Raw genomic sequence first — 24,734 nt, forward strand, 5'->3', positions numbered from 1 at the left:
GCTCCATGAACCAGCGGTGTCCGCCGTGCCGCCATCTGTGTGTGATGCATGGCTGCGAACCGCTTGGCCGCGAGTCTGACGGCGACCGGCTTTGCAAACAATGGTGTGCAGCGCAGGCCGGCGGGCCGGGCGTGAACTTGTGCACGAAGCCGGCACGCAAAAGTGCACGGCCGTGCTGCTACCGGGCCGCCAGGGCCTTTCGCGGATACTTGGGGCATGGCAGCCGAACACGACCAACTCACCACATTGCAAGCCGCCCTGGCGCGTTTCAGCGAGGGCGCAGCCAGTGCCGCGTCCTTGAGCACGCTGGCGCGCGGACAGGCAGACCTGCTCGCGGCCCTGCCGCCGCGCTACAGCGAAGTCCTGCTGAACCTGCTGGACCGGCTCGAATCGAGCGCGCTGTTCTCCGAGGAGAGCTGCTCGTTCAGCCAGAAGGACCTGGTGGCCAACCTGCAGATGTGGGTGGACAAGGCGCGCGGCACGCTGGACGCGCGCTGAACGCAGTGCGGGCTACTTTGCCGAACTTGTCAGCCTGCACAGCTGCAGCGCCAGGCGCTGCAGGGCCTGCCAGCCATCGGTAGGCCAGTCGGGCACCTTCAGGCCCTTGACGATGCCGTCCACCGTGTGGGCCGACTGCAGCAGGCGCGCCAGCGCCGCGTCGCTGGCCTTGGGCAGGATGCGCTCGAACAGGCGGTCCTTGGGCCCCCAGATGCGGTTCTCGCGCAGGGCCATGGGCAGCGGGCGCCCGGCGTTCATCGCGTCCTTCACGCGCTTCAGGGCGCGGATGTCCTCGGCCAGCGCCCAGTGCACCAGCACCTCGGCCTCGCCCTCGGCCTGCAGGCCGTCGAGCATGCGTTGCACGCGCCCGGTGTGGCCGCCCAGCACCGACTCGGACAGCTTGAACACGTCGTAGCGCGCCACATTGAGCACGGCCGCTTCGACCTGGGCCTGGGTCAGTTCGCCCGGTGGGTGCAGCAGCGCGAGCTTCTGGATCTCCTGGTGGGCGGCAAGCAGGTTGCCCTCCACGCGGTCGGCAAAGAACTGCAGCGTGCGCTGGCCCTCTTCGCCCGCCACCACGCGCTGGCCCTGGGTGGCCAGGCGCTGGGCGATCCACTGCGGCAGCATGCCGCGCTCGATGGGGTCGATCTGGATCGAGGTGCCGTTGCCCTCCAGCGCAGCGAACCAGGCGCCCGTGCGCGTGGCCTTGTCCAGGCGCGGCAGCATCACCAGGGTCAGGGTGCTGTCGTTGCCCCGGGCGGCCTCGGCGATCTGCTGCAGCGCCACGCTGCCATCCTTGCCCGGCTTGCCCGACGGGATGCGGATCTCCACGATCTGCTTGTCGGCAAACAGGCTCAGCGAGCCCCCGGCAGCCAGCACGGCGCTCCAGTCGAAGTGGGCGCCCGCTACCGTGTACGAGCTGCGCTCGGTATAGCCCTGGCTGCGCGCCGTGGCGCGGATGGCGTCGGCCGCCTCCTGCTGCAAAAGCGCTTCATCGCCATGCAGCACATACAGCGGCGACAGGCCCTTTTGGAGGTGGGGGGAGAGTTGGGCCAGGGCGACTTGCATGGTGCAAAGTCTAAACGCGCCGCACGCTCCCCTGCGATCTCCCGGCGCGGAGCAGAAGGCCTGCGCCGTACCAAATGCCAACCAGATCGTACAAATTGATCAATCTTTGGCAAGAATTGCACAGGCTTTTGGCTTTCCATTGCCCGAGCGCCGACCCACAATAACGCCCTGCATGGCCGTGGCGCTACCCGCGTTGCAGCAGCAGCCCTTCCCACCCCACAAAGGCACCCACGCATGACCATCCTCCCTGCAACGCACCCTGCCGCCAGCCTGATCGGCGCCCCCACCGACATCGGTGCCGGAGCCCGCGGCGCGTCCATGGGCCCGGAGGCCTTGCGCGTGGCGGGCTTGCAGGCGGCGCTGGAGCGCCACGGCCTGCAGGTGGCAGACCGCGGCAACCTCAACGGCCCGGCCAATCCCTGGCTGCCGCCGGTGGACGGCTACCGCCACCTGCCCGAAGTGGTGCAGTGGAACCAGCTGGTGTTCGATGCCGTGCATGCCGAGCTGCAGCAGGGCCGCCTGCCCATCCTGCTTGGCGGCGACCACTGCCTGGGCCTGGGCAGCATCAGCGCGGTGGCACGCCATTGCGCCGAGACGGGCAAGACGCTGCGCGTGCTCTGGCTCGACGCCCATGCCGACTTCAACACCAGCGCCCTCACGCCCAGCGGCAACGTGCATGGCATGCCCGTGGCCTGCCTGTGCGGGCTGGGACCGATCGAACTCACGGGCCTGGCGGGCATGCCCGATGGCGGCCCGGCCCTGCGGCCGCAGCAGGTGCGCCAGATCGGCATCCGCAGCGTGGATGCGGGCGAGAAGCGCCTGGTGCACGAGCAGGGGCTGGAGGTGTTCGACATGCGCGCCATCGACGAGATCGGCATGCGCCAGGCCATGCAGCAGGCCCTGGCCGGCATGGACGAGAACACCCACCTGCACGTGAGCTTCGACGTGGACTTCCTGGACCCGGGCATTGCCCCCGGCGTGGGCACCACCGTGCCCGGCGGCCCGACCTACCGCGAGGCCCAGCTGTGCATGGAGATGATCGCCGACAGCGGCCGCCTGGCCTCGCTGGACATCATGGAACTGAACCCGGCCCTGGACGTGCGCAACCAGACGGCCGAGGTGGCCGTGGACCTGGTGGAATCACTCTTCGGAAAAAGCACCCTGATGCAGGTGCCCCCGCTGAAGTAGCCTCAGCGCTTCACGACCGCCAGGCGGCGCAGCAATTGCTGCACGATGTCGGTCTGCATGTTGCGGTACAGCAGGGCCTCTTCGGCCTCCTTGGCCAGGGCGATGGTTTCGTTGTAGCTGATGTCGCGCTGCTGCAGCAGTTCGGTCTCGGGCAGGAGTTCTGCGCCATTGGCACCGCGCACCCGGAACTTCACGCGCAGCCGCAGCTGCAGTTCGCGCACCTGGCCCGAGGCGTTCTGCCCCACGACCACGCGCTCGCGCTGCTCGGACAGCAGCTCCAGCCCGACCTGGGCCTTGGGCAGGTCCGCCATATCGCGCAGCACCGTGAGCTTGCTGCCCGAGCCGTCCAGCGTGCGCTGCAGCTCGCGCGCCAGCGTGGAGCTGGGGGGCGCGGCGATGAACAGCACGTCGAACGAGAACTCGGGCACGCCACGCAGGCGAAAACCGCAGGCGGTGAGCAATGCGGCAGGTGCCGCCATGAGCAGGGTGCGCTTGGTCAGCATGCTCACACCACCACGTTCACCAGGCGCCCGGGCACCACGATCACGCGCTTGGGCGCAGCCCCTGCGGCCTGGGCCATGAAGGCTTCGCTGGCCAGCGCAACGCGCTCGATCTCGGCCTTGTCGGCCTGGGCCGGCACGAGGATGGAGCCGCGCAGCTTGCCGTTGACCTGCAGCATGAGCTCGATCTCGTCCTGCACCAGGGCACCGGCGTCCACCTGGGGCCAGGGCGCGTCGAGCAGCTCGCCCAGGGCACCGGCATAGCCCAGCGTGGCCCACAGCGCGTGGGCGATGTGGGGCGTGGCGGGGTACAGGCTGCGCAGCAGGATGCCGAAGCCCTCGATCAGCGCCACCTGGGCGCCTGCCGAGTCGGTGGCCTTGAAGTCTTCGAGCGCGTTGATCATCTTCATCGCGCCCGAGACCACCGTGTTGTACTGCATGCGCTGGTAGTCGTAGTCCACCTGCTTGAGCACGGTATGGATCTCCAGGCGCAGGGCCTTGGCCTCCTTGCCGAACTGCACGTCGGCCAGGCTCGTGGCGCCGGCCACGCTGGCCAGCGCCGCGTCCCGGTCGATGGCTGCGAGCTTGAAGCCGAAGTTCCACACCCGGCGCAGGAAGCGGTAGCTGCCTTCCACGGCCGCATCGTTCCACTCCAGCGTGGCTTCGGGCGGGGCCGTGAACATGGTGTACAGGCGGGCGGTGTCGGCACCGTACCTGGCGATCAGGTCCTGCGGATCGACACCGTTGCGCTCGGTCTTGCCCATCTTGCCCACGCCGCCATACTCCAGCAGCAGGCCCTGCGCGAACTGGCCTTCGGCCTCGTTCAGCTTGCCGCCGGTGATGCGTCCCTGGGCATCCAGCACGGGGGTCACGCCCTCGGGCGGGAAGTAGCTCTTGCCGCCCTTCTCGTCGCGCGTGAAGTAGATGTGGTTGAGCACCATGCCCTGTGTGAGCAGGTGGGCGAACGGTTCGTCCACCGTCACCAGCCCCAGGTCGCGCATGACCTTGGTCCAGAAACGTGCGTACAGCAGGTGCAGGATGGCGTGCTCGATGCCGCCGATGTACTGGTCCATGCCGGCACCACCGGTCGCGGCCTTCTGGTCGCGCATCCAGTAGGCCGTGCCGTCGGCCACCATGGCGTCGTCGTTCTTCGGGTCGCAGTAGCGCATGAAGTACCAGGAGCTGTCCACGAAGGTGTCCATGGTGTCGGTCTCACGGCGCGCGGCCTTGCCGCAGACGGGGCAGACCACGCCGGCGTGAAAGCCCTCGTGCTTGTGCAGCGGGTTGCCCGAGCCATCGGGTACGCAGTCGGTGGGCAGCACCACCGGCAGGTCCTTTTCCGGCACGGGCACGGCGCCGTGCTCCTCGCAGTGGATGATGGGGATAGGCGTTCCCCAGTAGCGCTGGCGCGAAACGCCCCAGTCGCGCAGGCGCCAGGTGGTCTTGGTCTCGCCCAGGCCCTTGGCCTGCAGCGCGTGGGCCACGGCGGCCACCGCCTCCTTGTAGCCCATGCCGCTGAAGCTGTCGGAGTTGATGGTCACGCCGCGCTGCTTGTCACCGTACCAGTCGTTCCACTGGTGGTAGTTGAAGTGCTCGCCGTCCACCAGCACCACCTGCTTGATTTCCAGGTCGTACTTCAGGGCGAAGGCAAAGTCGCGCTCGTCGTGCGCGGGCACGCCCATCACGGCGCCGTCGCCATAGCCCATGAGCACGTAGTTGCCCACCCACACCGGGATCTGCTCTTCGGTGATGGGGTGCGTCACGAACAGGCCCGTTGGCTGGCCCTTCTTTTCCTGCGTGGCCAGCTCGGCCTCGGTGGTTCCGCCGCTCTTGCATTCCTCGATGAAGGCCGCCAGCGCCGGGTTGCTGCGCGCGGCATGGGCCGCCAGTGGGTGCTCGGGCGCCACGGCGCAGAAGGTCACGCCCATGATGGTGTCGGCGCGCGTGGTGAAGACGTACATGCGGCCGTCGCCGATCAGCGCGCCGTCATCGCCCTGGATGTCGTGCAGGAAGGCAAAGCGCACGCCTTCGCTCTTGCCGATCCAGTTCTCCTGCATGAGCTTGACGCGCTCGGGCCAGCCGGGCAGCTTGTCGCCGGTCACGAAGTCCAGCAGTTCTTCGGCGTAGTCGGTGATCTTCAGGTAGTAGCCGGGAATCTCGCGCTTTTCCACCGTGGCGCCGGTGCGCCAGCCCTTGCCGTCGATGACCTGCTCGTTGGCCAGCACGGTCTGGTCCACCGGGTCCCAGTTCACGACCTGGGTCTTGCGGTAGGCAATGCCCTTGTCCAGCATCTTCAGGAACAGCCACTGGTTCCAGTGGTAGTACTCGGGATCGCAGGTGGCGACTTCGCGCGACCAGTCGATGGCCAGGCCCATGGCCTGCATCTGCGTCTTCATGTACGCGATGTTCTCGTACGTCCACTTCGCAGGCGGCACGCCGTTCTTGAGCGCCGCGTTCTCGGCCGGCAGGCCGAAGGCGTCCCAGCCCATGGGCATGAGCACGTTGTGGCCGTTCATGCGCAGGTAGCGCGTGAGCATGTCGTTGATGGTGTAGTTGCGCACATGGCCCATGTGCAGCTTGCCGCTGGGGTAGGGCAGCATCGAGCAGGCGTAGAACTTCTTCTTGTTCGCGTCTTCGACCACGCGGTAGGCATCGCGGGCGGTCCAGTGGTCTTGCGCGGCGCGCTCAACCTCTTGGGGAGAGTATTTGTCTTGCATGGAGGCTCGGGTCAGGATGGTGCAGCCACAGGACTGCGCTGCGCGGATTTTAGGCTGTCGGGCGAACCGCCGCGGGAGCGGGCCCGGCAGCCCGGGTTTCAGGGCTTTTTCGGGGCTTGGGCGGCGGTCTGCGGATCGGCCACGAAACCGATGCGCTGCAGGCCCGCGGCATGGGCTGCGCCCATGATCTCGACGATGCGACCATAGGGCACGGCGGCGTCCGCGCGCAGCTGCACTTCGGTGTCGGGCGCGGTGGCGCCGATGCGCTGCAGGCGCTCGGCCAGTGCGGCCTGTGCCAGCGGCTGGTCGTCGAGGAAGGCCTGGCCCGTGCGGTCCACCACCAGCGTGAGGGCCCTGGCCGGCGCCCCGGAGGCGGTACCCTCGGCGCGCGGCAGGTCCAGGCGGATGGCGCTGGCCATGAGGGGCGCAGTGAGGATGAAGATCACCACCAGCACCAGCATCACGTCGACCAGCGGCGTCATGTTGATGTCGCTCATGGGCTGGGAACCCGGCGTACGTTCCAGCCTGCCGAAGCTCATTCAGCCACCCTGCCCACGGGCGCGGCGGCCGCGTGCGCCATATCGGTACGCAGTTCACGCAAATCCCGGGCGAACCCCTCCAGATCGGCCTCGATGCGCCCGATGAGCCGGCCACAGACGTTGTAGGCCAGCACGGCCGGGATGGCCACAGCCAGGCCGGCGGCGGTCATGACCAAGGCCTCGCCCACGGGGCCGGCCACGCGGTCGATGGTGATCTGCCCGGCCCCCGCCATGGCCGACAGCGCATGGTAGATGCCCCAGACGGTGCCCAGCAGGCCCACGAACGGCGCCGTGGAGCCCACGGTGGCCAGCAGCACCTGGCCGAACTGCAGGCGGCCCAGCACCGCGTGCAAGGCGTCACGCAGCACGCGCGTGAGCCGCTGCGACAGGCTGCCCATGGACGCCAGGGCAGCCGGGGAGGCCTGGTCGGCCACGGTGTTGACGGCCTGCACCATGGGCAGCACCAGGGCCAGCCGGTCAAAGCCCTGCAGGCGCAGCGCGGCCTCCGGCAGCGAGGGCGCCTGCCAGACGGCGGCCACGCAGCGCGCCACGTCGGCACTGGCACGGCGCAGCAGGCGCAGCTTCCAGACGATCACCACCCAGCTGGCAACGGACATGCCCAGCAGCAGCAGGGCCGTGCCCTGTGTCACCGCGTCGCCCTGGCGCCACCAGTGGAATGCGTCCATGCGCGTGTACGGCCTTGGTTTCTTACTTCAGGTTCAGCACGTCGAACATGTCGTGCAGACCGGTTTGGTGGGCGGCCAGGTAGCGCACGGCGCGCAGGCTGCCCTGGGCGTAGGTGGTGCGGCTGCTGGACTTGTGCGTGATCTCGATGCGCTCGCCGATGCCCGCGAACAGCACGGTGTGGTCGCCCACGATGTCGCCGCCGCGGATGGCGGCAAAGCCGATGCTGGACGGATCGCGCTCGCCCGTGATGCCTTCGCGGGCGTAGACGGCGCATTCCTTGAGGTCGCGGCCCATGGCCTCGGCGATGACCTCGCCCATCTTGAGCGCGGTGCCCGAGGGCGCATCCACCTTGTGGCGGTGGTGGGCCTCGATGATCTCGATGTCGTAGCCGGTGGCCATGGCCTTGGCGGCCATCTCCAGCAGCTTGAGCGTGACGTTGACGCCCACGCTCATGTTGGGCGCCATGACCACGGCCGTGCGCTGCGCCAGGGCGGCGATCTCGGCCTTCTGCTCGTCGGAGAAGCCGGTGGTGCCGATGACCATCTTCACGCCCAGCTCGGCGCACACCGCCAGGTGGGCCAACGTGCCCTCGGGGCGCGTGAAGTCGATCAGGACGTCGGCGTTCTGCAGGCCAGCCTTGATGTCCGAGGTGATGGCCACGCCGCTGGCATGGCCGAGGAAGGCGGTGGCATCCGAGCCGATGCCGGGGCTGGCGGCCACGTCCAGTGCGCCGGCGAGCACGCAGTCGTCGGTGGCGCGCAGGGCCTCGATGAGCATGCGGCCCATGCGGCCCGATGCGCCGGCAACGGCCACGCGCACGGGGGTGGAGGTTGTCGATGTGTTCCCTGCCATGTGATTCCTGGGTTCGCTAATAGATGACAATGAAAAAAGCCCCCATGGGGGGCCGCCCGGTCAGCGCCCGGGCACTTCGAGGGGCGGGTAGCGGGCCGGTGCCAGTTCCTGCGGGGCTGCATCGGCGGCCTTTTCGGCGGGGGTCTCGGCCTTGCGTGCGGGGTAGCGCGCCAGCTGGTCCTGCGTGGCATCCAGCACGGGCACCTTGCCCTTGCCGGTGCGGCCGCCGTCCAGCGAGGCGACGAATTCGGCCTCGGAGGGCATTTCGTCGCCTTCCGAACGCGCCAGCACGTCGCCCTCGAAGAACACCGTGAGCTTGCGGGTCTGCAGCTCGGCCGAGGGCTTCTTCAGGGTGAAGACGTATTCCCAGCGGTTGGAGTGGAACAGGCTGGTCACCAGGGGGGTGCCCAGGATTTCACGCACCTGCTGGCGGCTCTGGCCGGGCTTCAAGGCCTCGACCTGCTCGCGCGAGACGAAATTGCCCTGCACGATGTCGATCTTGTACGGCGTGACCACGGTGGCCAGGCGGCGGCTGGCGCCGTCCAGGCTGCCGCACCCCGCCAGGGTGCCGACGACGGCACCCACCAACAGGATCCAGCCCAGGCGGGCATTGATACGGGCTTTGACTGGCATGGGGGAAAGAGCTGAGGATATGATCAAACCATTGTAGCGGCAGCCTCTCTCCCCTTCCCGGGCCACCGGCAACCAGGACCAATCCATGACCAATATCGACGAACTCAAAAGCACCGGCCTCAAGGCAACCCTGCCCCGCCTGAAGATCATGGAGATCTTCCAGAAGGGCACGCAGCGCCACATGACGGCCGAAGACGTGTTCCGCGTGCTGCTCGAGGAGCGCTCGGACATCGGCCTGGCCACCGTGTACCGCGTGCTCACGCAGTTCGAGCAGGCGGGCATTCTGATCCGCAGCAACTTCGAGAGCGGCAAGGCCGTGTACGAACTCAACGAGGGCTCGCACCACGACCACTTCGTCTGCACGTCCTGCGGCAAGGTCGAGGAGTTCTACGACCCCGAGATCGAAAAGCGCCAGCAACTCGTGGCCAAGTCCAAGGGCTGGCTGGTGCAGGACCACACCATGGCGCTCTACGGCCAGTGCGCCGATTGCGCGAAGAAATAGCTCCCCCTGAGTCGCCTTCGGCGCCTTCCCCCTGAGGGGGACGCACCCGGTGGCCCGGCAAAGCCGGTTCCACGGGTGCACTGGCATCGGCCGCGCCAGTTTTGACGGCCGGGACGCAGATCGCTCTAGCCGCCGGTGTCGCGCTCCATGGCGCGGCGGTGGCGTTCGACGAATTCCTGGTAGGTGTCGATGCCGCGCAGCTGCAGGATGGTGTTGCGCACGGCGGCTTCGACCAGCACGGCGATGTTGCGGCCGGCCACCACCTGGATCACCACCTTGAGCACGGGCACGCCCAGCACGTCCTGGGTGAGCGGCTCATAGGGCAGGCGCTCATAGTCGCGCTCCAGCGTTTCCTTGCGCACCAGGTGCACGATGAGCTTCAGGCGCATCTTGCGGCGCACGGCCGTCTCGCCAAAGATGGCGCGGATGTCCAGGAGGCCGATGCCGCGCACTTCCAGCAGGTTCTGCAGCAGCTCGGGGCACTTGCCCTCGATGGTGGTCTGGTTGATGCGGAACAGGTCCACCGCGTCGTCGGCCACCAGGCCGTTGCCGCGCGAGATCAGCTCCAGGCCGAGTTCGCTCTTGCCCAGGCCCGATTCGCCGGTGATCATCACGCCCAGGCCCAGGATGTCCATGAACACGCCGTGCATGGTGGTGCGGTCGGCGAAGTGCTTGGACAGGTAGGCCCGCAGCACGTCGATCACGAAGGCCGAGGACTCGTGCGTGGAGAACATCGGGATCTGCGCGCGCTCGCACATCGACACCAGCGCATCGGGCGCGGTCTGGTTGTCGGCCAGCACCAGCACCGGCGGCTCCAGCGTCACGATGCGGGCGATGCGGCGCTTGCAGTCGTCGGGGGAGGCATTGCTCAGGTAGGCGATCTCGCGCTCGCCCAGGATCTGCACCCGGTAGGGATGGATGTAGTTGAGGTAGCCGACCAGGTCGGCGCCCGAGCGGGCGGAGCGTACCGCCACTTCGTCGAAGCGGCGCTCGGAGGCACCGAGGCCCGCAACCCACTCCCATTTCAGGGCGCTGCGGAATTCCTCGAACAGGACGTCGGCGCTGACAACATTGGGTTTCACGGCAAGGATGCGGGGGAATGCGCGGTGCCGCGCAGGTCAGGCGGCCTGGGTGGACTGCCAGCCGGCGATCATGCCGTGCAGCTCGGCCGCATCGGTGCTGGCCTTGAGCTTTTCGCGCAGCACCGAGTCGCTCAGCAGCTCGGCGATCTCCGAGAGGATCTCCAGGTGCTTCTGGGTCGCGGCCTCGGGCACCAGCAGGAAGATCAGCAGCGCCACCGGCATTTCGTCCGGGGCATCGAAACCGATGGGGTGGGCCAGCTGGAACACCGCCGCCATGGGCGCCTTGAGGCCCTTGATGCGGCCATGCGGGATGGCCACGCCATGGCCCAGGCCCGTCGAGCCCAGGCGCTCGCGCGCGAAGAGGCTGTCGGTGATCAGGGCACGCGAGAGCCCGTGCTGGCTCTCGAACAGCAGACCCGCCTCTTCAAAAGCACGCTTCTTGCTGGTGGAGTCCACGCTCACAAGCACTTGGGCGGGAGGCAGGATGGAGGCGAGTCGGTTCATGGTCAGAGGTAACAATTATGCACATATTGGCAAAAACCCTGAGCAATTTACAAGGGGCCACAAAAAAACCGCCTCCAGGGGCGGTTGCTGTGGCCCGCAATGCAACGCTCAGGCGTGCATTTCGCGCTTGGCAGCTTCGTGGTGGTGGTCCTGCAGGCGGTCCTTGTGGCGCACCACCTGGCGGTCCATCTTGTCGACCAGCTCATCCACCGCAGCATACAGGTCGGAATGGGAGCTCTCGGCAAACAGGTCGTTGCCCTTCACATGGATATTGCATTCCGCTCGCTGGCGCTTTTCTTTTTCCTTTTGCTTCTCTACTGTCAGCAGCACCTTGACGTCTACTACTTGGTCGAAATGGCGATTGATCCGGTCCAGCTTGGTTGTCACATAACTGCGCAGTGCTGGGGTAACTTCGAGGTGGTGACCGCTGATCGTCAAGTTCATAAATAAGTCTCCTGTGGCTCTCGGTGGAACAAATGCCGCCCTGGATCAGAGGGCCGGCCCGGCGAACTTGGATGCATCCATTGACGGGTTCACTATGCCCCTGCTGTCATCGAAATGCAATCCCATACCGCCCCTGCCCACTGGGTTATGCCCGGCGAGGTGCCAGCGGCCCGAAAAGGGCGCACAATGGCTGAGTTGGCGGGGCAGCCCGCCCCACAGGAGCCACGCCTCAGGCCTTGCCTGCAGGCCCCGGCGCTGCGCCATGCAGCACCAGCCGCCCCACCACCACGATGGACAGCACGCTGGCAACGGTGCCCACCACCGCAGCCATCCAGTAGCCCTGTACCAGCCCCTGGGCATCGCGGCTGATCAGCACGCCCCCCACCAGCGAAGCCACGCCCATGGCCGCAGACTGCACCGAGGCATTGAGCGTCATGAACGTGCCGCGCAGCTGCGGGTTGGCGGCCGAGGTGATGATGGCCATGCCGGGGATCATGCGCCCGCTCATGAAGGCGAACATCAGCGTGGACACCGTGAGCACCCCCCACAGCGGCACCCCATGCACCGTGGTGATGCCGAGCAGGCACGGCCCCACCGCCAGGGCCAGCCAGCGGAAGGTGCGGACCTTGCCGCGCGCATCCGTCAGGCGCCCAAACAGGCGCGCCGTGAACAGGGTCACTACGCCGCCACAAAGGTAGATCAGCGGCACCTGGTCGGTGCGCACACCGGCATTGGCCTGCATGTAGATGGTGATGTAAGGGATCACCGTGAAGCCGGTGAACATCAGCAGGCCCGAGAACACGAAGGCCCGGCGGTGGTTGGCGTCCCTGAGCACCTCGGCGATGCCGCCCAGGGCCGTGCGCTGCTGACCTGCCGCCAGGTGGGCATCCATGGTGGGCAGGGTGCGCGCGGCAAACACCAGCAGCAACAGGCACATCGCAGCAATCGCGAAGAACGGCATGTGCCAGCCCCCGTACTCGGCGAACACCAGCCCCAGCGGCACCCCGGCCACCGTGGACACCGAGAACGAGGTCATCACGATGCCCATGGCCCGCCCGCGCCGCTCGAAAGGAACGACATCGGCCACGACGGTCTGGCACAGGGCCGAGAGCACGCCGCCGAACATGCCGGCCAGCACGCGCGCCACCATCAGCGTGGCGTAGGTGGGCGCCAGGCCGCAGGCCAGCGTGGCCAGGCCGAACAGCGCATACAGCGCCAGCAGCAGGCGCTTGCGGCCGAAGCGGTCGATGTAGGTCGAGGCCAGCAGCCCCGAGACACCGGCCGACAGCGTGTACGCCGACACCAGCAGGCCGAACTGGGCATCGCTGATGGCGAAGATGCGCGTGAGCTGCGGGCCCAGCGGCATCATGATCATGAAATCCAGGATGTGCGTGAACTGCACGCCCGCCAGGGTCAGGAGCAGCCACAGTTCGCGGCGGGGAGAAAGGGGATGGGACGTGGGCACAAGGGATTGCCGGCAAGGGCATGGTGAAAGCGAGCCCGGCAGTGTGCCGTCCCTCGAAGGGCCCCACAAGCCCCTGCCGACCGGAGCATCGGCCCCGGCGCGTAAAATCGGCTTGCTGTACAGAGAACGTGGCCGCGCGGGTGCGCGCCCTCCCCTTCCCCAGGCCTGACCGCAGCGGACATCGACTGCCCCACACCGACACCATGACCCAGCCCAGCTCCAACGCCCTGCACACCTCCGCCCTGACCTCGCTGCCCCTGCTGGCACGCGGCAAGGTGCGCGACAACTACGCCGTGGGCGACGACCGCATCCTGATGGTGGCCAGCGACCGCCTTTCGGCCTTCGACGTGATCATGGGCGAGCCCATCCCCGGCAAGGGCGAGCTGCTCACGCAGATGGCGCTGTTCTGGTTCGACAAGCTCGGCCACATCTGCCCCAACCACCTGACGGGCGACGCCCCCGAGAGCGTGGTCACCCCGGCCGAGGCCCCGCAGATCCGCGGCCGCTCGATGCTGGTGCAGCGCCTGCAACCCATCCCGGTCGAGGCCGTGGTGCGCGGCTACCTGGCCGGCAGCGGCTGGAAGGAGTACCAGGAGTCGCGCTCGGTCTGCGGCGTGCCCCTGCCCGAAGGCCTGACCAATGCAGCCAAGCTGCCAGCGCCCATCTACACCCCGGCCGCCAAGGCCGCAGCCGGCGAGCACGACGAGAACATCACCTTCGAGCGCACGGTGGAGATGATCGGCCTGCCGCTGGCCACGCAGATCCGCGACCTGAGCATCGCCATCTACCAGGCCGCGGCGGAGATCGCGCTGACCAAGGGCATGATCATTGCCGACACGAAATTCGAGTTCGGTCTGGCACCCGATGGCACCCTGGTGCTGATGGACGAGGTGCTCACGCCCGACAGCTCGCGCTACTGGCCTGTGGAAGGCTATGAAGCGGCGCTCGCCGCCGGCCAGAACCCGCCAAGCTACGACAAGCAGTTCGTGCGCGACTGGCTGGAGCAGGCCCAGGTCAACGGCAAGCCCTGGGACAAGACCCCACCCTCTCCGCGCCTGCCGCGCGAGGTGATCGAAAAGACCGCGGCCAAGTACCGCGAGGCGCTGGAACGGTTGGTCGGCTGACACCCGTCCCGGTTCCTGCAACAAAAAAGGCTCCCTGGGGAGCCTTTTTGCATGGTGCCGGTCAGCTGAGCACGACGCTCGACAGGCGGCGGCGGTACGTGGCCACCACCGGGTCGTCCGGCGGGATCTGGCCGTCGGCCACCTTGGCCTTGGGCTGCTCGATGATCTCCAGGATGGCGACGTAGGTCTTGCGCGCCACTTCTTCGCCCCAGGCCTTGTCGCGCATCAGGATCTCGAGCAGTTCGTCCATGGCGTCGGTCCAGCGCTGCCCGGTGATGAGCCAGCGCGCATGGGCCAGGCGGGCGTCGAAGTCGCGCTTGCTGACCGCGATCCTGGCCTCGAACGCGGACGTGTCGCCCGCGCCTTCGGTGGTGGCCACGGTGTCGATGGCGTCCATCCAGACCTTGAGCGCGGCGATCTTGCGCGAATTGGGGGCCTTGGCGATCACCGGGGCGAAGGCCACCTTGGCATCGTCATCGCGGCCCAGCTGCAGCAGCAGCTTGACGTAGTCGAAGCGCGCGTCGTCATTGCCCGGGTCGGTGGCCACGGCATGCTGCAGCTTCTCCAGCGCGGTGCCGGTGTCGCCTTCTGCCAGGGCCTCCAGGGCTTCTTCTTCCTGCTCCTCGGCTTCCAGGACCTCGGCCGTGGGCACATGCTTGTCGAGGAATTCGCGCACCTGGCCCTCGGGCAGGGCGCCCATGAAGCCGTCCACGGGCTGGCCGTTCATGAGCAGCACGCAGGTCGGAATGCTGCGGATGCCGAACATGCCGGCCAACTGCTGCTCCTGGTCGGAGTCGATCTTGGCGAGCTTGAAGCGGCCGTCGTACTCGGTTTCCAGCTTCTCCAGCACCGGACCGAGGGACTTGCAGGGGCCGCACCAGGGCGCCCAGAAATCCACCAGCACGGGCACTTCCATCGAGGCGGCAATCACCTCGGCTTCAAAATTTTCTACGGTGACGTCAATCATGGTCGGGGGCCCAGGGCCGGTGAAGCAAGTTGGCGCTATTTTGGCGCATTGAAACAACCCCGTCGCGGGGGGGCCATCGCAAATCGTAAAATCGGGGGTTCCACCTACAGCGTTCCGGCGGGCTCACGCCCACCGGAGCGCCTCCACACACACCATGAAACCCATCCAGATCGGCGTGGTCATGGGCTCCAGCAGCGACTGGGAGACCATGCAGCATGCAGTGCAGATTCTTGAGCAATTCGGCATTTCCCACGAGGCGCGCGTGGTGTCGGCACACCGCATGCCCGACGACATGTTCGCCTATGCCGAAGCCGCCGCCGGCCGGGGCCTCAAGGCCATCATCGCCGGTGCCGGCGGCGCCGCCCACCTGCCAGGCATGATCGCCGCCAAGACCACGGTGCCCGTGCTGGGCGTGCCGGTGGCCAGCCGCCACCTGCAGGGCGTGGATTCGCTGCACAGCATCGTGCAGATGCCCAAGGGCATTCCCGTGGCGACCTTCGCCATCGGCACGGCCGGCGCCGCCAACGCGGCCCTGTTCGCGGTGGCGCTGCTGGCCAGCGAGAGCCCCGAGCTGCGCCAGCGCCTGGAAGCCTTTCGCGCCGAGCAGACCGAAGTGGCGCGCAACATGACCCTGCCCCCGGCTGCTGCATGACCACGCTTTCTGCCCCCCTCCTGCCGGGCGCCACGTTGGGCGTCCTGGGCGGCGGCCAGCTGGGCCGCATGTTCGTGCACACGGCCCAGGCCATGGGCTACTTCACGGCCGTGCTCGATGCCGACCCGACAAGCCCCGCAGGCTTGGTGAGCCACCACCACATCCAGACCGGCTACGAGGACGCGGCCGGCCTGGCCGAACTGGCCCGCGTGGCCGATGCCGTGACCACGGAGTTCGAGAACGTGCCCGCCACCGCCCTGGCGGCGCTGGGCGCGCTGCGCCCGGTGTCGCCCGCTGCGGGTGCGGTGGCCGTGGCCCAGGACCGCGCGCAGGAAAAGGCCCATTTCGTGCGCTGCGGCGTGCCCTGCGCGCCCTATGCAGTGATCGAGACGGCCGAGCAACTGGCTGCCGTCTCGCCAGACCTGCTGCCGGGCATTCTCAAGACCGCCCGCATGGGCTACGACGGCAAGGGCCAGGTGCGCGTAAAGACCAGCGCCGAGCTCGCCGCCGCCTGGGATTCCGTGGGCCAGGTGGCCTGTGTGCTCGAAAAGATGCTGCCGCTGGCGCTCGAATGCTCGGTCATCGTCGCGCGCGGTGCCGATGGCGCCTGCGTGCACCTGCCGGTGCAGCGCAACCTGCACCGCGAAGGCATCCTGGCCGTGACCGAGGTGCATGCCGGCAACCTGCCCGACGCACTGGCCCGCCAGGCCATCGCCGGTGCCGTCTCGATCGCAGCCGGTCTCTCGTACGTGGGCGTGCTGTGCGTGGAATTCTTCGTGCTGCAGGACGGCAGCCTGGTGGTCAACGAGATCGCCCCACGCCCGCACAACAGCGGCCACTACAGCCAGAACGCCTGCGACGTCTCGCAGTTCGAGCTGCAGGTGCGCACCATGGCCGGCCTGCCGCTCACCCAGCCGCGCCAGCACAGCCCGGCGGTGATGCTCAACCTGCTGGGCGACCTGTGGTTTGCCGCCGATGGCAGCGCGCAGACGCCACCCTGGGCCCAGGTGCTGGCCCTGCCCGGCACCCACCTGCACCTGTACGGCAAGCGCGACGCCAAGCCCGGGCGCAAGATGGGGCACCTGAACATCACGGCCGACAGCGCCGATGCCGCGCGCGCCACCGCCCTCCAGGCCGCGGCCCTGCTGGGCATTGCGCCCTTCTGACCGGCCCGGACCGCATTCCATGATCCTGGACGGCAAGCAGCCCGAATCCATCGCCGCCGCCGCCCGCGCGGTCCGCAGCGGCGCCCTGCTGGGCCTGCCCACCGAAACGGTGTATGGCCTGGCAGCGGACGCCAGCAGCGATGCGGCCGTGGCCCAGATCTTTGCCGCCAAGGGGCGGCCCAGCGACCACCCGCTGATCGTGCACGTGGCCGATGCCTCGGGCATTGCCCATTTCGCCAGCGAGGTGCCGGCCTTTGCGCAGGCCCTGGTCGACGCGTTCTGGCCCGGGCCACTGACCATCATCCTGCCGCGCCGCCCTGACGTGGCCACGGCCGCCACCGGCGGCCAGGACAGCGTGGGCCTGCGTTGCCCGGCCCATCCCGTGGCACATGCCTTGCTGACCGCGTGCGCAGCCCCCGGCGATGGCAGCGAGCTCGGTGGCCCGCCCGTGTGGGGCGTGGCAGCCCCCAGTGCCAACCGGTTCGGCCGCGTGAGCCCCACCACCGCCCGGCATGTCGCCGACGAGCTGGGCGAGGACCTGCTGGTGCTCGATGGCGGCCCCTGCGGGGTGGGGATCGAGTCGACCATCGTCGACTGCACGCGCGGCATGCCGGTGCTGCTGCGCCCGGGCGCCATCACGCGCGCCCAGATCGCCCGCGCCTGCGGCATCGCCCCGCTGTCCAAGGAAGACCTGCCCGCGCACACGCCGCGCGCCTCGGGCACGCTGGAAGCCCACTACGCGCCCAACGCCAAGGTGCGGCTGATGGATGCCAAGGCCCTGCAGACGGGCCTGGACCTGCTCGGTGCCGACGCCGCCAACATGGCCATCTATGCCCGCACGGCCTTGCGCACGCGCTCGTCCAGGCTGGTCATGCGCCGCATGCCCGATGATGCGTCGGCCACTGCCCAGCAGCTCTTTGCCGTGCTGCGCAGCTTCGACGATGCCGGAGTCAAGCTGATCTGGATCGAAGCCCCGCCCGCCACACCGGAATGGGAGGGCGTGCGCGACCGCCTGCAGCGCGCCGCAGCAGCCTGAGCACAAACATGGCCGCACTGTGACAATGCTTTACATGGCTTGACATGGCGTCGTTAAACTAACCCCCCATTTTCTGGAGAAATACATGGCAGCAAATTGGATGCGCCGCACCGTACTGGTGGCCGCATGCGCGTCGGCCGCATTGCTTGCGGCCTGCGGTTCGAGCACGACGGAGTCGGCTTTCAACCCTGAACGCCTGGTGGCCTTTGGCGACGCTTACAACGACGTCGGCCAGAAGGGAACGCGCTACTCGGTCAACGATGGCAGCGTGAACAACTGGACGCTGCAGATCGCTTCGCGCTACGGCAAGACGCTGGCTGCATCGGCTGTGGCCGGCGGCCGCAGCTATGCCGTGGGCAATGCCCGCGTGGCGATCAAGCCCGATGCCGCGGGTGTGGCGACCACGCCCACCGTGACCGAGCAGATCGACACCTTCCTGGCCGCCGGCGGCGTCACCACAGGCGACCTGATCGTCATCAACGGCGGCCCGAGCGACGTGATCGCCGGCATGGCCGCCGTGACGGCCGGCACCCAGAGCACCACCGACATGGTGGCCGCTGCGCGCAAGGCCGGCCAGGACCTGGCCAACCAGGTGCGCCGCCTGGTCGCTGCGGGCGCCAAGAACGTGGTCGTCACCGGCACCTACGACCTGGGCAAGACGCCCTGGGCCAAGACCATCAACCGCGAAGCCCTGCTCAGCGATGCCAGCAGCCGCTTCAACGAAGGCCTGCTGGTGAGCATCGTCGACCTGGGTGCCAACGTGCTCTACGTGGACTCGGCCTACTACGTGAACCTGTACGTCGGCACCCCTGCCAACTACGGCTTCAACAATGCCACCACGCCCGTGTGCACCTCGCTGGACACGGCCAACGGCATCGGCATCGGCGCCGGCCAGGTCAACTCGGCCCTGTGCACGCCCTCGACCCTGCTGACGGGTGCCAACCAGGACTCCTACGTGTTCGCCGACAGCGTCTACCTGACGCCCAATGCCCACCGCCAGTTCGGCAACTACGCCTACGACCGCCTGCGCGCGCGCTGGTAAGCCGCGCTGCGGCCGATACGGCCCCAAGAAAAAAGCCGACCCAGGGTCGGCTTTTTTGTGTCTGCTCGGGGCCTCAGAACCGGTAGCCGACCCCGATGGCGATCACGTCGGGGTTCAACCGCGTGGTGATCGACTGGCCTGACGACAGGTGCGTCGTGGTCTTGAGGAAGCTCTTGTAGTAGGCGGCGTCCAGCGACCAGCGGTCGTTGATGCTCCAGACGAAGCCGATCTGGGGCGTCAGCCCCCACTTGTTGTCCACCGACGCCGTCGTGGGGCGCGACGGCGTGCCGCCGGTCAGGCCGCTCAAGGTGGCCGTGCTGCGGGTCTTGAAGAAGCGGCTGTAGGTCAGGCCCAGCCCCACATAGGGGCGGAACTTCGCCTCGGGCTCGGCAAAGCGGTACTGCGCGAACACCGTGACCGGCAGGACCTTGGTCTCGCCGAGCTTGCCCACGCCGGCGATGGCGCCATCGCCCTCGATATCGTGCTTGAACGGCAGCGCCAGGGGGACATCCACGGCCCAGTGGTTGGTCAGCATGTAGTTCACGCCGCCCGACAGCGAAGTGGCATTGCCCACGTCCACGGTGGTGCCCGGAAAGCTCGGGGCGCTGAGGTTGCCGCTCTTGACCTGCGGGGCGATGTGGGTGAAGCCTGCGCGCACGCTGAACGTGCCGGCAACCTGTGCCGAGGCGCCAGCGCACAGCAACAAGGCTGCCGTCGCCAGGCCCAGCCGGGAAAAGTGGTGCATGGGAAACTCCTTGAAAAGTACGGAGGTCACGGCGATGCCTTACAGCCAGCCCGCACGCGACAACGAACGCGAGACCAGTTGCCCGATCAGCTGGTGGCCGTAGGGCGTGGGGTGGAAGCTGTCGGAGAAGCCGTAGCTCTTCCACCAGTCCGCCCCTCCGGTGGCTCCTGCTGGGGGCGCCATGGCAGACAGCGCGGCCGCGGTGCAGGTCGGGAAGCTGTAGGTCGGCAGGCCGTCGCTGCCCACCCCTGTTGCCGGGCAGGCGGGCGTGCTGGCGTTGGTCAGCTGGTACTGCCCAGGGTTGGTCGACTGGTCCTTGAACGAGGTGTAGAAGTCCACCACCACGATCTTGGCGTCGCCCGCCAGGCTGGTGGCCAGTTGTGCATTGAAGGCCTGGACCCAGCCGTCGAACAGGGCCTCGGCCTGCTTGGCCGCGTCGACACCGCGCTGGGCGGCGATGGAACCCAGCACCATCTGGAAGCGGGGTGTGCGGGTGATGCCCGGTGCATTCAGCACGGCCACGCGCGGGGCCCCCTTGGCCACCGTGTTGGCCTGGATGGTCGCGGCGAACTGCTGGGCCAGCGCCTGCATGTAGGCACCACCGACCTGCGCCATGCCCGTGGCACCGCTGGCCAGGGCGGCGTTGACGGTAGCTGCGGGCAGCACGCTGGTGAGCACGGCCGCGTAGGCCTGGCCATTGTCTGCGGAGGCGCGCAGGTAAGCACCCACCAGGTCGGCCGCATCGTTGCCGCCACCGTCGACCAGCACCAGGTCGGCCGGGCTGTAGCCGGCATTCCCCAGGTCCTTGAGCTGCTGGGTGATGGACACCGGAGAGGTCGGTGCGGTGAAGTTGTTGATGCGGCCACCGCTCACGGCGTAGTTCGAGCAGCTGTTGTTGGCCACGAACGCCGTGCCGTTGAACAGGTAGTGCGCGCACAGGGTCTGGCCATAGCTGGTGGCCACACGCTCGGGCCAGATCGGGGTGGACCCGGCCCCCGTGGCTGCGGCCCCCTGCACGGTGGCCTTGAAGCCGAAGGTGCCACTGTCGGCCAGGCTATCGCCCGCGACCTTCACCGAGGTCACCGGTGCCGCAGGCGCGGTGTCCGAGCCACCGCCACCGCAGGCTGCCAGAAGGCAGGCCGTGGCCAGGACCGACAGTGCGGTCTTGCATGTTTGTGCAATCAAGGGAGTTCTCCAGAAAAGACGATTACAAAAAGCACGACCGTGCTTTTTTGAAACAACCATCCTAACCCCGTGTCTCCTGCTTGCCCGCCCGGGAAACTACCAAGCCGCGCAGCATGAAAAAAGCCGACCCGCGGGTCGGCTTGGGAGTGCGCGGTGAGACCGCTTACTTCACGATGACGTCGAAGACGGCACGCGCCTGGGCATGGCAGAACGGTGGCTCATAGGTGCCGTGGTAGGCGCCGTAGTAGGTGGCGAAGGCTGCAGACGCGGGGTCGGTGGGCGCTGCGCCACCGGGGCCGAAGGTGGCCTGGATGGGTCCGTCCACATCCACCGAGATCACATTGGTCACGCCGCGCCTGGCGAAATCGGCCGCCATCACGTTCTGGTGCACGGCGGGCGGCACCGTGGGGTCGCCCGATCCGCCACACAGCAGCACGCGCGACTTGGGCGTCCAGCCCAGCAGGTCGTTCTTCTGGGCAGCCAGGTAGAGCGGGTCGTTCAGGTTGGTCTGGCTGCTGGCGATGAAGGCCGGCTGGAACAGCGCGTCGCGCGCCTGGTTGGGCGTGCCGGCGGGCAAGGTGCCCGAGGTCACCAGCGTGGTGTAGGTCATCGTCGGGCTGGGCAGCAGGGTCTCGATGTAGTTCGAGTACGGCGCCTTGAAGGCCAGCTTCACGTCGCTGTAGATATTGCCGTAGACCTTCTGCCAGGCCGTCACAAGGTAAGGCACGAAGAACTGCACGCCCGCGATCGCATCGGGGATGCGCAGCGAACCCGACAGGTTGTAGGGCCCGGCCAGGTGGGCACCGGCCGCCACGTCGAACTCGTTGCCATAGTCGCGCTCGGCGGAGCGGTGCGCCGCCATGGAGGCATGGCCGCCTTGCGAGTAGCCGGTGAACAGGATCCGGCCCGACAGGTTGCCGCCTACCGAGGCGGAGGCCTTGCGCGCAGCGCGCACCGAATCGATCACCGAAGTGGCTTCGGAATCGGCGTGCAGGTAGGGGTGGTAGCTGTAGCCCGACTTGGCGAACCCGAGGTAGTCGGTAGCGACCACCGCATAGCCCTGCGAGGCGTACATCGCGGCCAGCAGGAAGGTTTCGCTGTCCTGCGGGTTGGCCAGGGTGCGCGGCTTTTGCACGTCGGTGCCCTTGGCATAGGCCAGCAAGGCAGTCTTTTCGGTGCTGCAGGTGCCTGCGGGCACCAGCATCACCCCCGAGGCGTTGGTGAGTTCACCCGCCTTGGCACCCGCCGTGTAGTAGTTGAGTGCCACGACCTTCACGTCGCAGCGTGCCTTGCCGGCAAGGGCCCGGAGGCCGCTGGACGTGGTGCCCGCATCGATCTGCGCGGCAGTCAGCGTGGTCAGGATGTTGGGAGGATCCATCAGGTCCCCGCGCGAGGGGTCCTCGGAGCCGCCGCAGGCGGCCAGCAGGGCCGCTACGGCGGCGGTACACGTCAGGCGGAAGTACTTCATGGTTGCAATCCTCTCTCTGTATGGGCTATGTCGGCGGATGGTAACGCAGCATCGTGCGCGCACCGGCACTGGCGTAGCCATTGGGGTTTACGAGAGCGTTCGGACGCCTGCGCGACAGGGTCCGTGCTCGGCTTCTACTGGTCGCGCGCGGCCCAGTCGGTGAGCGCATCGAGCACCGGCCGGGCGGCTCCGGCGTTGGCATGGTTGACCATGGCCACCAGCACGTAGCGCCGGCCGCTGGCGCCATGCACGTAGCCGGCGATGGCCATCACGTCACGCAGGCTGCCGGTCTTGAGGTGGGCCGCGCCGCGGGCCTGGCTGCGGCGCAAGGTGCCGTCCACCCCGGCGATGGGCAGGGAAGACACCAGCTCGGGCATCACCGGCGAGGCCCAGGCCGACTGCAGCATGCGCGCCAGGCCCTGGGCCGTGATGCGCGCATCGCGGGAGAGGCCCGCACCATTGTCGGCCACGGGCTGGTCGCTATCACCAAAGCGCAGCTGCCACCAGCGGCGCAGGGCTTCGCGCGCGCCGTCGAAGGTCGCGGGAGCCCCCTTGTTCCCCAGGGCCAGCGTGAGGAACACCTGCTGCGCCATGACGTTGTTGCTGTACTTGTTCACATCGCGCACCACCTCGGCCAGCGCAGGCGAGGTGGCCACGAAGGCGGGTTTCAGGCCGGCCGGCACCTTGCCGTCACGAACGCTGCCCGTGAGCCTGCCGCTCAGCTCGCGCCACATGCCCTCCACGGCGCGCGCCGCGAAGCCGCGCGGGTCCGTCGGCGCAATCGGCCAGACGCGTTCGCCGCAACTGGACGGGAACACGCCCTGGAAGGCAATGCGCGCCGGGTCGGAAAACTCCGCGCGCAGGGCGCCGCGCCAATCGCCGCATTCCGCCCCCGGGGCGGCCAGCGCCACGGACGCCTGGCGCTGCACGCCGGCCATCGGGGGGTCGTACTGGATGCGCGCCAGGCCGGCAGCGGCATCGGGTACGAAGGTCATCACCTGGGACTTGTAGTTCACCAGCAGGGCATCGGGCGAGGCGTTGTAGGGCCGCAGGGGCTCGTTGTCGAAGCTGCCAGGGTCCTGCTCGGGCACGTCGAAGGCGGTGCGGTCGAGCACGATGTCACCCACGATGACCTGGATGCCCTGGGCCTGCAGGCGCCGCAACAGCAGCCACAGGCGCTCCATCACCAGCTTGGGATCGCCCTGGCCCTGGATGTAGACATTGCCGCGCAGGCTACCGTCCTGCACCGTGCCCTGCACGTAGACCGGGGTGTTCCAGGTGTAGGCCGGCCCGAGCTGGTCGAGCGCGGCGTAGGTGGTGACCAGCTTCATCACCGAGGCCGGGTTCATCGGCACCTGGGCGCGGTGCGCCAGGCGCGGCGCCTGCCGCGCACCGCCCTGGGCATCGACCACCAGCACCGAGAGCGCCTCGCGCGGCAGGCGCGTGCGGGACAGCGCTGCCTCCACTTCGGGAGGCAGCGGCGCTGGGGCTGGCGCCTGGGCGCGGGCACCGGGGGGCAGCATGCCCCACAGCAGCACGGCAAGAGGCACCAGGGAGGTCAGGGACAGACGGGTCAACGAAGGGACAGACAACATGGAGGGGGAGTCTATCGCCCACCTCCGGCACGGCCTGCCCGGCCCACCGATAATCCCCGGATGCGCTTTTCTCCCCGGGCCATGGGCCTGCTGGCGGCCCTGGTGACCGTCACCCTCTGGACCAGCTTCATCGTGATTGCCCGCGCCTCGGCGCAGCGCAGCCTCACGCCGCTGGACATCACGCTGCTGCGCATCGTCGGCGCCAGCCTGGTGCTGGTGCCCTGGGGCTGGTGGCTGGTGCGCCGGCGCAGGGTGCAAATGGGTGCCAGCGCCCCCGCCTCCAGCCTCGCCGGCATCTCGCCACTGCCGCTCTCCACCACGGCCCTGCTGGGCCTGTTTGGCGGCGTGCTGTATGCCGTGCTGGCCTATGCGGGCTTTTTCCATGCCCCGGCCACCCATGCCGCCGTGCTCATGCCCGGCAGTCTGCCGCTGTGGACCGCTCTGCTGGCCGTGCTTGTGCTGCATGACCGCATCACCCCCCTGCGCGCGCTGGGTCTGGCGCTCATCGTGACCGGCGACCTGCTGGTGGGCGGACGCAGCCTGCTGGCGGGCTTTGCGGGCGGGGATGTGTGGAAAGGCGACGTGCTGTTCATGCTCGCCGCCGCCAGCTGGGCCGCCTACAGCGTGCAGGCCCGGCGCCTCGCGGTGGATGCAGTGCAGGCCACGATCGCCATCACCGCCTTTGCGCTGCTGGTCTACGCACCGGTGTACGGGGCGTTGGTGGCCCTGGGCATGGTCACCAGCCACCTCGGCCACGCGCCCTGGAGCGAGATCCTGTTCCAGCTGGTCTTCCAGGGCGGTGGCTCGGTGGTCATCTCGGGGATTGCCTTCACGCGCATGATCCAGCACTACGGCCCCGTGCGCAGCACCATGATCACGGCGCTGGTGCCGGGGCTGTCGGCCATCGGCGCGGTGCTGCTGCTGGACGAGCCCATGCACTGGAACCTGGGCGCGGGCCTGGCGCTCGTGACCACGGGTATCCTGCTGGGCGTGCTGCGCAAGAGCCCCGCGCCCGCCTCCTCCCTGCCCACCGCTTCCGGAAAATCTGCGGCCTGATGTCCCGCCTGCCACCGCC

At 68.2% G+C, this 24,734-nt stretch carries 25 protein-coding genes; 9 read left to right on the forward strand and 16 right to left on the reverse strand.

The genetic code is table 11. The features are described from left to right. The first annotated feature begins 216 nt into the window (after positions 1-216). The gene (locus AC07PF_RS04440; RefSeq protein ID WP_007857523.1) at positions 217-498 is read left to right on the forward strand and encodes a hypothetical protein; all 282 of its coding nucleotides are present in this window, start codon (positions 217-219) and stop codon (positions 496-498) included. Between the two features lie 12 nt (positions 499-510). Here the strand turns inward: AC07PF_RS04440 and holA are convergent, their stop codons facing one another. Continuing rightward, positions 511-1,566: a DNA polymerase III subunit delta gene (gene holA / locus AC07PF_RS04445; RefSeq protein ID WP_494611013.1), complete on the reverse strand. Its 1,056-nt coding sequence runs from the start codon at positions 1,564-1,566 to the stop codon at positions 511-513. A 234-nt stretch (positions 1,567-1,800) separates the two neighbouring features. Here holA and rocF point away from each other — a divergent pair, with 234 nt between their 5' ends. After that, positions 1,801-2,754 (forward strand): arginase, encoded by a 954-nt coding sequence (rocF, locus tag AC07PF_RS04450; RefSeq protein ID WP_494611014.1) that lies wholly within the window; start codon positions 1,801-1,803, stop codon positions 2,752-2,754. A gap of 2 nt (positions 2,755-2,756) precedes the next feature. Here the strand turns inward: rocF and AC07PF_RS04455 are convergent, their stop codons facing one another. From AC07PF_RS04455 to AC07PF_RS04480, 6 genes are all read right to left on the reverse strand, one after another. Beyond that, positions 2,757-3,257, reverse strand: a complete 501-nt coding sequence (locus tag AC07PF_RS04455) for an LPS-assembly lipoprotein LptE (RefSeq protein ID WP_007857526.1) — start codon at positions 3,255-3,257, stop codon at positions 2,757-2,759. A gap of 2 nt (positions 3,258-3,259) precedes the next feature. Next, positions 3,260-5,971 (reverse strand): leucine--tRNA ligase, encoded by a 2,712-nt coding sequence (gene leuS / locus AC07PF_RS04460; protein ID WP_494611015.1) that lies wholly within the window; start codon positions 5,969-5,971, stop codon positions 3,260-3,262. Positions 5,972-6,069: 98 nt separating this feature from the next. Further along, positions 6,070-6,510: an ExbD/TolR family protein gene (locus AC07PF_RS04465; RefSeq protein WP_007857528.1), complete on the reverse strand. Its 441-nt coding sequence runs from the start codon at positions 6,508-6,510 to the stop codon at positions 6,070-6,072. Then, positions 6,507-7,196: a MotA/TolQ/ExbB proton channel family protein gene (locus tag AC07PF_RS04470; RefSeq protein ID WP_494611016.1), complete on the reverse strand. Its 690-nt coding sequence runs from the start codon at positions 7,194-7,196 to the stop codon at positions 6,507-6,509. The genes AC07PF_RS04465 and AC07PF_RS04470 overlap by 4 nt, the downstream gene beginning before the upstream one ends. Before the next feature lie 22 nt (positions 7,197-7,218). Further along, the gene (gene dapB, locus AC07PF_RS04475; RefSeq protein ID WP_007857530.1) at positions 7,219-8,049 is read right to left on the reverse strand and encodes a 4-hydroxy-tetrahydrodipicolinate reductase; all 831 of its coding nucleotides are present in this window, start codon (positions 8,047-8,049) and stop codon (positions 7,219-7,221) included. A 60-nt stretch (positions 8,050-8,109) separates the two neighbouring features. Further along, complete coding sequence (locus AC07PF_RS04480; protein WP_494611017.1) at positions 8,110-8,682, reverse strand: outer membrane protein assembly factor BamE; 573 nt, start codon at positions 8,680-8,682, stop codon at positions 8,110-8,112. Between the two features lie 85 nt (positions 8,683-8,767). On the opposite strand from AC07PF_RS04480, the gene fur reads away from it, so the two are divergent. Further along, positions 8,768-9,184: a ferric iron uptake transcriptional regulator gene (gene fur / locus AC07PF_RS04485; protein ID WP_007857532.1), complete on the forward strand. Its 417-nt coding sequence runs from the start codon at positions 8,768-8,770 to the stop codon at positions 9,182-9,184. A gap of 125 nt (positions 9,185-9,309) precedes the next feature. Here the strand turns inward: fur and hprK are convergent, their stop codons facing one another. The 4 genes from hprK to AC07PF_RS04505 form a co-directional block, all read right to left on the reverse strand. Then, positions 9,310-10,266 carry an HPr(Ser) kinase/phosphatase gene (gene hprK, locus AC07PF_RS04490; protein ID WP_007857533.1) on the reverse strand — a complete coding sequence of 319 codons (957 nt, stop codon included), beginning with the start codon at positions 10,264-10,266 and terminating at the stop codon, positions 9,310-9,312. A gap of 36 nt (positions 10,267-10,302) precedes the next feature. Further along, positions 10,303-10,770: a PTS sugar transporter subunit IIA gene (locus AC07PF_RS04495; RefSeq protein WP_007857534.1), complete on the reverse strand. Its 468-nt coding sequence runs from the start codon at positions 10,768-10,770 to the stop codon at positions 10,303-10,305. A 108-nt stretch (positions 10,771-10,878) separates the two neighbouring features. Further along, positions 10,879-11,214, reverse strand: a complete 336-nt coding sequence (gene hpf, locus AC07PF_RS04500; protein ID WP_007857535.1) for a ribosome hibernation-promoting factor, HPF/YfiA family — start codon at positions 11,212-11,214, stop codon at positions 10,879-10,881. 229 nt (positions 11,215-11,443) lie between these two features. Next, a complete protein-coding gene (locus AC07PF_RS04505) occupies positions 11,444-12,679 on the reverse strand; it encodes an MFS transporter (RefSeq protein WP_494611018.1) in 1,236 nt (411 codons plus the stop codon). Between the two features lie 203 nt (positions 12,680-12,882). On the opposite strand from AC07PF_RS04505, the gene AC07PF_RS04510 reads away from it, so the two are divergent. Continuing rightward, a complete protein-coding gene (locus tag AC07PF_RS04510) occupies positions 12,883-13,803 on the forward strand; it encodes a phosphoribosylaminoimidazolesuccinocarboxamide synthase (RefSeq protein ID WP_007857537.1) in 921 nt (306 codons plus the stop codon). 61 nt (positions 13,804-13,864) lie between these two features. Here AC07PF_RS04510 and trxA read toward each other — a convergent pair whose 3' ends face one another. Continuing rightward, a complete protein-coding gene (gene trxA / locus AC07PF_RS04515; protein ID WP_494611019.1) occupies positions 13,865-14,770 on the reverse strand; it encodes a thioredoxin in 906 nt (301 codons plus the stop codon). A gap of 154 nt (positions 14,771-14,924) precedes the next feature. On the opposite strand from trxA, the gene purE reads away from it, so the two are divergent. The 4 genes from purE (at position 14,925) to AC07PF_RS04535 (ending at position 18,666) form a co-directional block, all read left to right on the forward strand. Beyond that, positions 14,925-15,422: a 5-(carboxyamino)imidazole ribonucleotide mutase gene (purE, locus tag AC07PF_RS04520; RefSeq protein ID WP_007857539.1), complete on the forward strand. Its 498-nt coding sequence runs from the start codon at positions 14,925-14,927 to the stop codon at positions 15,420-15,422. After that, positions 15,419-16,588: a 5-(carboxyamino)imidazole ribonucleotide synthase gene (locus tag AC07PF_RS04525; protein WP_007857540.1), complete on the forward strand. Its 1,170-nt coding sequence runs from the start codon at positions 15,419-15,421 to the stop codon at positions 16,586-16,588. The genes purE and AC07PF_RS04525 overlap by 4 nt, the downstream gene beginning before the upstream one ends. 19 nt (positions 16,589-16,607) lie before the next feature. Continuing rightward, positions 16,608-17,624, forward strand: a complete 1,017-nt coding sequence (locus tag AC07PF_RS04530) for an L-threonylcarbamoyladenylate synthase (RefSeq protein ID WP_494611020.1) — start codon at positions 16,608-16,610, stop codon at positions 17,622-17,624. 85 nt (positions 17,625-17,709) lie between these two features. Next, positions 17,710-18,666: an SGNH/GDSL hydrolase family protein gene (locus AC07PF_RS04535; protein WP_145693688.1), complete on the forward strand. Its 957-nt coding sequence runs from the start codon at positions 17,710-17,712 to the stop codon at positions 18,664-18,666. A 73-nt stretch (positions 18,667-18,739) separates the two neighbouring features. Here the strand turns inward: AC07PF_RS04535 and AC07PF_RS04540 are convergent, their stop codons facing one another. The 4 genes from AC07PF_RS04540 to dacB form a co-directional block, all read right to left on the reverse strand. Then, positions 18,740-19,411, reverse strand: coding sequence for an OmpW/AlkL family protein (locus AC07PF_RS04540; RefSeq protein ID WP_494611021.1), 672 nt, complete (start codon positions 19,409-19,411; stop codon positions 18,740-18,742). A 39-nt stretch (positions 19,412-19,450) separates the two neighbouring features. After that, complete coding sequence (locus AC07PF_RS04545; RefSeq protein ID WP_494611022.1) at positions 19,451-20,596, reverse strand: SGNH/GDSL hydrolase family protein; 1,146 nt, start codon at positions 20,594-20,596, stop codon at positions 19,451-19,453. A gap of 163 nt (positions 20,597-20,759) precedes the next feature. Continuing rightward, the gene (locus tag AC07PF_RS04550; protein ID WP_145693694.1) at positions 20,760-22,064 is read right to left on the reverse strand and encodes a lipase family protein; all 1,305 of its coding nucleotides are present in this window, start codon (positions 22,062-22,064) and stop codon (positions 20,760-20,762) included. 134 nt (positions 22,065-22,198) lie between these two features. Beyond that, complete coding sequence (gene dacB, locus AC07PF_RS04555; protein WP_494611023.1) at positions 22,199-23,659, reverse strand: D-alanyl-D-alanine carboxypeptidase/D-alanyl-D-alanine endopeptidase; 1,461 nt, start codon at positions 23,657-23,659, stop codon at positions 22,199-22,201. Positions 23,660-23,719: 60 nt separating this feature from the next. On the opposite strand from dacB, the gene AC07PF_RS04560 reads away from it, so the two are divergent. Continuing rightward, the gene (locus tag AC07PF_RS04560; RefSeq protein ID WP_494611024.1) at positions 23,720-24,715 is read left to right on the forward strand and encodes a DMT family transporter; all 996 of its coding nucleotides are present in this window, start codon (positions 23,720-23,722) and stop codon (positions 24,713-24,715) included. Positions 24,716-24,734 lie beyond the last annotated feature (19 nt).

Source organism: Acidovorax sp. GW821-FHT10A04, from assembly GCF_059415825.1.